Source organism: Micromonospora sp. NPDC005197, from assembly GCF_040608295.1.
GTDB lineage: Bacteria > Actinomycetota > Actinomycetes > Mycobacteriales > Micromonosporaceae > Micromonospora.
This window is the reverse complement of the sequence record NZ_JBEXHY010000187.1, coordinates 1-7,928: the sequence shown is the minus strand read 5'-3', so window position 1 is coordinate 7,928 and position 7,928 is coordinate 1. Positions and strand designations below refer to the sequence as shown.

General features: G+C 73.9%; 7 protein-coding genes and 1 pseudogene. 7 read left to right on the top strand and 1 reads right to left on the bottom strand.

Annotation, left to right across the window (positions count from 1 at the left end):
• Positions 1–59: 59 nt before the first annotated feature.
• Positions 60–683, bottom strand: coding sequence for a phosphatase PAP2 family protein (locus ABZU46_RS29950; protein WP_354863008.1), 624 nt, complete (start codon positions 681–683; stop codon positions 60–62).
• 227 nt (positions 684–910) lie between these two features.
• Here ABZU46_RS29950 and ABZU46_RS29945 point away from each other — a divergent pair, with 227 nt between their 5' ends.
• The 7 genes and pseudogenes from ABZU46_RS29945 to ABZU46_RS29915 form a co-directional block, all read left to right on the top strand.
• Positions 911–1,417, top strand: coding sequence for a hypothetical protein (locus ABZU46_RS29945; protein ID WP_354863006.1), 507 nt, complete (start codon positions 911–913; stop codon positions 1,415–1,417).
• 18 nt (positions 1,418–1,435) lie between these two features.
• Positions 1,436–1,585 (top strand): hypothetical protein, encoded by a 150-nt coding sequence (locus tag ABZU46_RS29940; RefSeq protein WP_354863004.1) that lies wholly within the window; start codon positions 1,436–1,438, stop codon positions 1,583–1,585.
• Positions 1,586–2,226: 641 nt separating this feature from the next.
• Positions 2,227–3,402, top strand: coding sequence for a pyruvate dehydrogenase (acetyl-transferring) E1 component subunit alpha (gene pdhA / locus ABZU46_RS29935; protein ID WP_354863003.1), 1,176 nt, complete (start codon positions 2,227–2,229; stop codon positions 3,400–3,402).
• On the top strand, positions 3,402–4,391 hold the full coding sequence (locus tag ABZU46_RS29930; protein WP_354863001.1) for an alpha-ketoacid dehydrogenase subunit beta: 990 nt from the start codon (positions 3,402–3,404) through the stop codon (positions 4,389–4,391). Before pdhA ends, ABZU46_RS29930 begins: the two co-directional genes overlap by 1 nt.
• 5 nt (positions 4,392–4,396) lie before the next feature.
• On the top strand, positions 4,397–5,860 hold the full coding sequence (locus ABZU46_RS29925; RefSeq protein WP_354863009.1) for a dihydrolipoamide acetyltransferase family protein: 1,464 nt from the start codon (positions 4,397–4,399) through the stop codon (positions 5,858–5,860).
• 220 nt (positions 5,861–6,080) lie between these two features.
• Entirely contained in the window at positions 6,081–6,218 is a 138-nt protein-coding gene (locus ABZU46_RS29920; protein ID WP_007454215.1) for a hypothetical protein, read from the top strand.
• A 343-nt stretch (positions 6,219–6,561) separates the two neighbouring features.
• A pseudogene (locus ABZU46_RS29915) lies at positions 6,562–7,928 on the top strand (hypothetical protein); the annotation flags it as partial.

The window sequence follows — 7,928 nt, the reverse complement described above, 5'->3', positions numbered from 1 at the left end:
GCCGGCCCCAGCCGCCCGCGGGGCGCGCCCCCCCCCCCCCCCCCCCCGGCGACGGTCGCTCAGCGCAGCAGACCGAAGACGACCGCGGCGATGAGCGCGCCGAGCACACCGCCGGCGAGCACCTGCGAGACGGTGTGATCCCGCAGGCGTACGCGGGACCAGCCGACCACGGCCAACAGCGGCGCGGCGACGAGGAACCCGCGCCCGAAGGTCAGCGCCAGGATGACCAGGGTGCCGGCGGAGACCGCCGAGTGGATCGACATCTTCCACCAGTGGCTCACCGACACGGCGACCACCAGTCCGACCAGCCCGGCCACCGCCAGCGCCAGCAACGGCCGGGGCGCGCCGAGGACGACGAGCAGGGCGAGCCCGGCGGCGACCGAGCCGAGGCCGACCAGCAGCGGCACCCGGCGCTGCTCCCGACGGCCGATGTGGTGGTCGGTGAGCCGACCGCGGTGGACCCCGCCGACGATGTAGGCGAACGGGATGCCGGTGACGAAGAGCGTCGCGAGCAGACCCCAGAGCAGGCCGCGGGCACTGCCCCGGGTGCTGTGCCAGCTCACGGCGACCATCAGCAGCGACACCAGCACGGCCGGGGCGGTCAGCTCGGTGACCAGTCGGGCGACCCGCAGCCCTGGACCGGGCCGGGCGGCGACCTGGCGGGGTTCCACACCGCCGCCCACGCCACCCCCTCCGGTACGCGCCTACTGCTGACCACCGCCGTCTCGGCGACGCCTGCTCGTCACCGTACCGCCGAGGAGAGGGTGGGATGCGTGTGTCCGGCCGGCCGACCGGCGGTCGCCACCGACCGCCGCGGTGATCAAGAAGTTCGCGTCACAGCGACCGCGATTCCTGACGCAAATCTCTTGATCACCGAAGGCTGGCGCCCACGCCGGGGCGCGACGACACGGTGCGCGAGGTCGGTGGGGCCGAAGCGCTGCGCGAGTGCGACGCCGTCGGTGACGGTGCGGTGGTGGGCTCGGGCGGGCTGGCCGACGTGGCCGACGGGCCGGGCGTGGCCGACGGCGGGGATGTGCTGGCGGGTGCGGGGAGGGTGCTGGTGGGGACGGCGGTGGCGGTCGACGAACCGGTCGCGGTGGGTGTCGCCGAGTCGGTCGGCGTCGGGCTCGGCGGGGGCGTTTCGGTCGGGTCCGGGTCCGGTGACCCGGTCGGCGCCGGCGACGGCGACGGGCTGGTCGGGTGCGGGGGCGGGGGCGCGGCCGGCGGGGCGCTCCGGGTGGGTCGCGGCGCCGGTGGCGCGGGCACCATCCGACGGGCGGGCAGCCGGTCGTCGGCCGTCGGGCCGGACCACGACTCGTCCGGGAGACGCCAGGGAGCGGCGGGCACCCAGTCGGCGGTCGCGGTCGGGCCGGCGCTGGGTGTGCCCGGTGCCGGCAGCGCGACCGGCGGCGGTTGACTGGTCACCGGCATCGGGATGACCACCGGCCCGACCGACGGGGTCGGGATGAACGGGGTGCTGGTGTCCGGTAGCGCGCTGCTGCCCGGGGTGGCCGAGCCCGCGCTGACCGCGGCGAGGACGGGCATCGACGCGGTGCCGGCCAACAGTGCGACGGTGAGCAGGTAACCCCGGGAGGGGCCGCCCGCGCCGGGTGCCCGGTGTGACCCGATCACCCGGCGGTAGCCGCCTGGCGACCGGTGGCGTCCGAGCATGGGTGTGCCGGGACCGTCACCTGGCTCGTCCACCGCACACCCCTTGTCGTCGCCGTCCGAGGCACGCCGGGGGCGTTCACCGGTGGGAATCCGGCTAATCACCCGATCGGCATGTTCCTGCGGTAATCAGCCTCGCCCAGTCACCCTCCGTCAGCCAACATCCACCGCGTGTCGACACGCGACACTGGCCGAACGGTGACGAATCATCACCGGATTGCCCGGTGGGCGCAGGGCGGCACGATGGCGACAAAGAACATCAAACCGTAGGCGGTCGGAATGCGAGGCAGGCGTACTGTGGGCCCGCTCACCTGCTCTGCGAATATGGAGCACGACGGCAACGCAGCCGTGACCTCCGCGCACCCTCGCGGCAGGCGCGGCCCGGCGCCGGCGCTCCCGAACCGGGTTCGGCCAGAACCCGGCTTCACGCCGCGCGGCAACCCCCACCGGGGCTAGGCGCGGCCGCCAGGAACCGGTCCGGCAGCAGCCGGGCAGGCGCACGAGTTGCGTGGCCGGGTGATCCCCCGGTGCCGACGCAGACACGACAGGGAGAGACCGATGGCAAAGGGCGACCCCGGGGGCACCACCCGCAGCAGGCGGGCAGCTCCCCGCTCCAAGAAGGGCGCGACCGGCGACCCCGAGCTGGTGCAGCTGCTCACCCCCGAAGGCGAGCGGATCGACAGCGCCACCGGGCCGGACGGCACCGAGTACCGTGTCGACTTCACCGACGAGGAGTACCGCGGGCTCTACCGCGACCTGGTGCTGGTCCGCAAGCTGGACGCCGAGGCGACCGCGCTCCAGCGGCAGGGCGAGCTGGGCCTCTGGGCCAGCCTGCTCGGCCAGGAGGCCGCCCAGGTCGGCTCCGGGCGCGCGCTGCGGACGCAGGACATGGCCTTCCCGACCTACCGGGAGCACGGCGTCCTCTACTGCCGGGGCATCGACCCGATCATGCCGCTCGGTCTGTTCCGCGGCGTCGACCAGGGCGGCTGGGACCCGAACGAGTTCAAGTTCAACATGTACACGATCGTCATCGGCGCGCAGACCCTGCACGCGACCGGGTACGCCATGGGCATCACCATGGACGGCAAGGTCGGCACCGACGACGGCGAGGCCGCGATCGCCTACTTCGGCGACGGGGCGACCAGCCAGGGCGACGTGAACGAGGCGTTCGTCTGGGCCAGCGTGTTCAACGCGCCGCTGGTCTTCTTCTGCCAGAACAACCAGTACGCGATCTCCGAGCCGCTGGAGCGGCAGACCCGCGTCCCGCTCTACCAGCGGGCCGCCGGCTTCGGTTTCCCCGGCGTACGGGTGGACGGCAACGACGTGCTGGCGTCGTACGCGGTCACCCGCACGGCGCTGGACAACGCCCGGCACGGGCAGGGGCCGAGCCTGATCGAGGCGTACACCTACCGGATGGGCGCACACACCACCTCCGACGATCCGACCCGTTACCGGATCGCCAGCGAGGTGGAGTCGTGGCAGGCCAAGGACCCGATCATCCGGGTCAAGGCCTTCCTGGAAAAGCAGCAGATCGCCGACGGGGCCTTCTTCGCCGAGGTCGACGAGCAGGCCCGCCGCGAGGCGGTGCACCTGCGCGAGCGGGTGCTCACCATGCCCAACCCGGAGCCGGTGACGATGTTCGACCACGTCTACCCCAACGGGTCGCCGCTGCTCGACGAGCAGCGTGCGCAGTTCAACCGCTACATGGAGTCGTTCGAGGGGAGCGCCCACTGATGGCCACGGAGACGCTCACCCTCGGCAAGGCCCTCAACACCGGCCTGCGCCGCGCCCTGGAGACCGACCCCAAGGTCATCATCATGGGCGAGGACGTCGGCAAGCTCGGCGGCGTCTTCCGGATCACCGACGGGCTCCAGAAGGACTTCGGCGACCAGCGGGTGATCGACACCCCGCTGGCCGAGTCCGGCATCATCGGCACCGCCGTCGGCCTGGCCATCCGTGGCTACCGGCCGGTCTGCGAGATCCAGTTCGACGGGTTCGTCTACCCCGCGTACGACCAGATCGTGTCGCAGGTGGCGAAGATGCACTACCGCTCGGGCGGCCGGCTCAGCATCCCCATGGTCATCCGGATCCCGTACGGCGGTGGCATCGGCGCGGTCGAGCACCACTCCGAGTCGCCGGAGGCGTACTTCGCCCACACCGCCGGCCTGAAGGTGGTGACCTGCGCCAACCCGCAGGACGCCTACGTGATGATCCAGCAGGCCATCGCCTCGGACGACCCGATCGTCTTCCTGGAGCCCAAGCGGCGGTACTGGGAGAAGGGCCAGGTCGACCTGGACGCGCCGCTGTCCGGCGCGTACCCCCTGCACTCGGCACGGGTGGTGCGGCCCGGCACCGACGTGACCCTGCTGGCGTACGGGCCGATGGTGCGGACCTGCCTGGAGGCCGCGACGGCCGCCGCCGAGGACGGCCGGGAGCTGGAGGTCATCGACCTGCGCTCGCTGTCCCCGCTGGACCTCGCCGCCGCCTACGAGTCGGTGAAGCGCACCGGCCGCGCGGTCGTGGTGCACGAGGCGCCGTCCAACATCGGCCTCGGCGCCGAGCTGGCCGCCCGGATCACCGAGGAGTGCTTCTACTCCCTGGAGTCGCCGGTGCTGCGGGTCACGGGCTTCGACACCCCCTACCCGGCCGCCCGGGTGGAGGAGGAGTACCTGCCCGACCTCGACCGGGTGCTCGACGCCGTCGACCGCACCTTCGGCTGGTGAGCGGCATGTCCCGGATCAAGACGTTCAACCTGCCCGACCTGGGCGAGGGGCTGACCGAGGGCGAGATCCTGGCCTGGCTGGTCAAGGTCGGCGACACCATCGAGCTGAACCAACCGATCGTCGAGGTCGAGACGGCCAAGGCGGCGGTGGAGATCCCGGCGAAGTGGGCCGGGCAGGTGCAGGCGATCCACCACCCGGAGGGCACCACTGTCGAGGTCGGTACGCCGATCATTGCGATCGACACCGACCCGGGCGCGGGCCCGCTGGACACCACCGCGTCGACCACGGCCACGCCCACCGGCGACCTGCCCACCCCGTCGGCGGCCTCGCTGGCGGCCGTGGAGCTGGCCCCGGCCGAGGGCATGATCGAGCCGGGCCTGATCGGCGGTGCCGCCCCGGGCGGGCGGACGGCGGTGCTCGTCGGCTACGGCCCGCGTACCACCGCCGCGAAGCGCCGGCCCCGCAAGGGTGCCGTACCGGCGCAGGCCGAGGCGCCGGTCGCGCCGGCACCGGTCGCACCGCAGCCGGTCACGCCGGAGCCGGTCCGCAACGGGAACGGCGGTCCGGTGCCGGGCGGGCTCGTGTTGGCCAAGCCGCCGGTACGCAAGCTCGCCAAGGACCTCGGCGTCGACCTGAGCACGCTGACCGGGTCGGGGCCGCTGGGCTCGATCACCCGGGAGGACGTACAGCAGGCGGTGAGCGGTTTCGTGGCGGCGGCCGAGCCGGTCGCGGTCACCCGGGCCGCGACGAGCGTCGCGAGCTTCGGCGCCGACCGTGAGCAGCGCATCCCGGTCAAGGGCGTCCGCAAGCTCACCGCCGAGAACATGTCCCGCTCGGCGTTCACCGCTCCGCACGTGACGGAGTTCCTGACCGTCGACGTGACCCGGGCGATGAAGGCGCTGGAGCGCCTGCGGGGCCGGCGGGAGTGGCGCGACGTCCGGGTCTCGCCGCTGCTGCTGGTGGCGAAGGCCGTGCTGCTGGCGGTCAAGCGGCACCCGATGGTCAACTCGACCTGGGCCGGCGACGAGATCGTGGTCAAGGAGTACGTCAACCTCGGCATCGCGGCGGCCACCGAGCGCGGCCTGATCGTGCCGAACGTGAAGGACGCCGGCCGGCTCTCGCTGCGGGAGTTGGCCGACGCGCTGAACGGCCTGGTGCAGACGGCGAAGTCCGGCCGCACCTCGCCCGCGGACATGTCCGGCGGCACCCTGACCATCACCAACGTCGGGGTGTTCGGGGTGGACACGGGCACGCCGATCCTGCCGCCGGGCGAGTCGGCGATCCTCGCCTTCGGCGCGGTGCGGGAGATGCCGTGGGTGCACAAGGGCAAGGTCAAGGCGCGGCAGGTCACCACGCTGGGTCTGAGTTTCGACCACCGGATCATCGACGGTGAGCTGGGCTCGAAGTTCCTGCGCGACATCGGCGACTTCCTCGCCGACCCCGAGGCGGCGTTGCTCGCCTGGACCTGACCGGTCCGAAACGCCAGCCACGGCCGGTGTGCCACGGGTTAACGCCCGGCACACCGGCCGTGTCCGTTGAGCGACGAAACCGTCGGCCACAAGCCCCCTTGACCTTTGATTGTTAGGCAGGTGTCCCAGCTCACCTAATAATCGATGGAAGTTGGCCGAGTTCTGCGGTTGAATAGATGCATCAGGGGCCGACAACCGAATAGCCAGGAGGACCCACCAAATGAGCATGATCGAGCGAATCCGCAACCACCGCGACGCCAACCGCCGCGCCCGTGCCATCGAGCACGCGCTGCGCTCGGCCAACTCGCCGGCCGTTCGCGAGGAACTCCTCGTCATCGCCCAGCGTCACATGAGCTGACGCTCCACGACATTCCTCACCTCCTCCAGATCGATGGCCCATCCGGCTCACCGGATGGGCCATCGGCGTTGCGCCAGCACCTGACACCGGGATTCCGTGCTGCCGCAGCGCCCGGTACGGTGGGCTTCGGTCGCCGCCCGCCGGCCCGGCCGACGCCGAGCCGATAGAAGCTGCTCGACACCACCCGGCGACGGGGAGTGACGACCGGTGCTCCTTGGACGCCTCGTGCGGCCACCGGATACGGTGCGGGGAGCCGGCACGGCGGTACGCCGGTGACGCCGGCAGCCATGCCGAGGAGACCGATCGGCACCGGCGGCCGACATGTGATGGAGGAGGCGCACCCATGACGTCCGAGGGCCCGCACCGCCCCGGCCAGGAGCCGGACGAGGTGTCACCGGGCGCCGGCGGACCGGCGCCGTACGGCGACCGCCCGGCGCAGCCGGACAACGGCTACAACGCCACCGGCCCCGAAATGGGCTGGGCGCCCCCGCCACCCGCGCGGCCGAACCCGTCCGCCCCGGCCTGGGCGACCCAGTCCGAGCAGCAGCCGAACCCCGCCTGGGGTGCCGCCGCCGCACCGCAGTCCAGCGACCCGGCGCAGCCCGCGTGGGCCACCGGCGGTGCCGCGCCGGAGCAGGCGCAGCCCGCCGGATGGACTCCCCCGCAGCAGGGCTGGACGCCGCCCGAGCAGGCCGCGCCCGCCTGGGCCGCCGGTTCCCCGGAGCAGCCCGACTGGGCACCGGCCCAGCCGGCCGCCCGGGGCGCCGCGCAGGTGCCCCCGGCCACCGCCGCGTGGCCCGCCGCCCAGGACGACCCGTCCCGCTCCGGCGGATGGGCTGGGTCGGGGCAGACCAGCCCGCCCGCCGGTGAGTGGCACGCCGATCCGGCGCAGCCCGCCGGCCGATCCGGCGCAGCCGGCCCGCAGGACGACCCGTCCGGGTCCGGTGGCTGGGCCGTCGGCGCCGCCGCCGCACGGGATGATCAGCCCGTCTGGACGCCAGCCGAGCAGGCCCCGCAGACCTGGGGCCAGCCCGCCGGGCAGGCCGAGCAGCCGTCCCCCGGCTGGGGGCAGTCCGAGTCGGCCGGCTCCCGTGGCGCGGCCCAGGTCCCGGCGGCGAACTGGCCCGCGCAGGAAGAGGCCCCGCAGCCCGCCGCCTGGGGTGCCGCCGAGGGCCGCCCGCAGCAGCCGGACTGGGTGCTCGCACCCCAGGACCAGCCGGCCGAGCGTCCGGAACCGACCGCCTGGCCCCAGGCCGAGCAGGCCGGCCCTGCGGCCGCCCGGGCCAGCGTCAGCGTGCCCGGCAGCGACGCGACGCCCGGCTGGGCCGCCGCCGGCCCGGACAACCCGGTGCAGGCCAACCCCGGCGTCGCGGAGGTTCAGCCGTGGGCGCCGGGCGAGGTGTGGGGCCGCGCCGAGGCGGAAGCCCAGTCGCGAGGCGGCTGGGACGCCGACCGGGCCGACGAGCCGCCGGCCTACCAGCCGGCGCCCGCGCCCGGCATCTCACCCGCCAACGCGGTGCCGCTACCGCCGCAGGAGCAGCGCGTGCCGGGCGCCAGCCTCGCCGCCGCCCCGCCGGCCGACTACGCGCCGTCGACGCAGTACCCCCCGATCCCCGAGCAGCCGGCGTATGCCGAGCGGGAGGCCCCGGAAGCCGCCGCACAGTACGAGGCCGAGCCGGCCGGCTGGAGCCGGGCCGAGGAGGCCTCGGC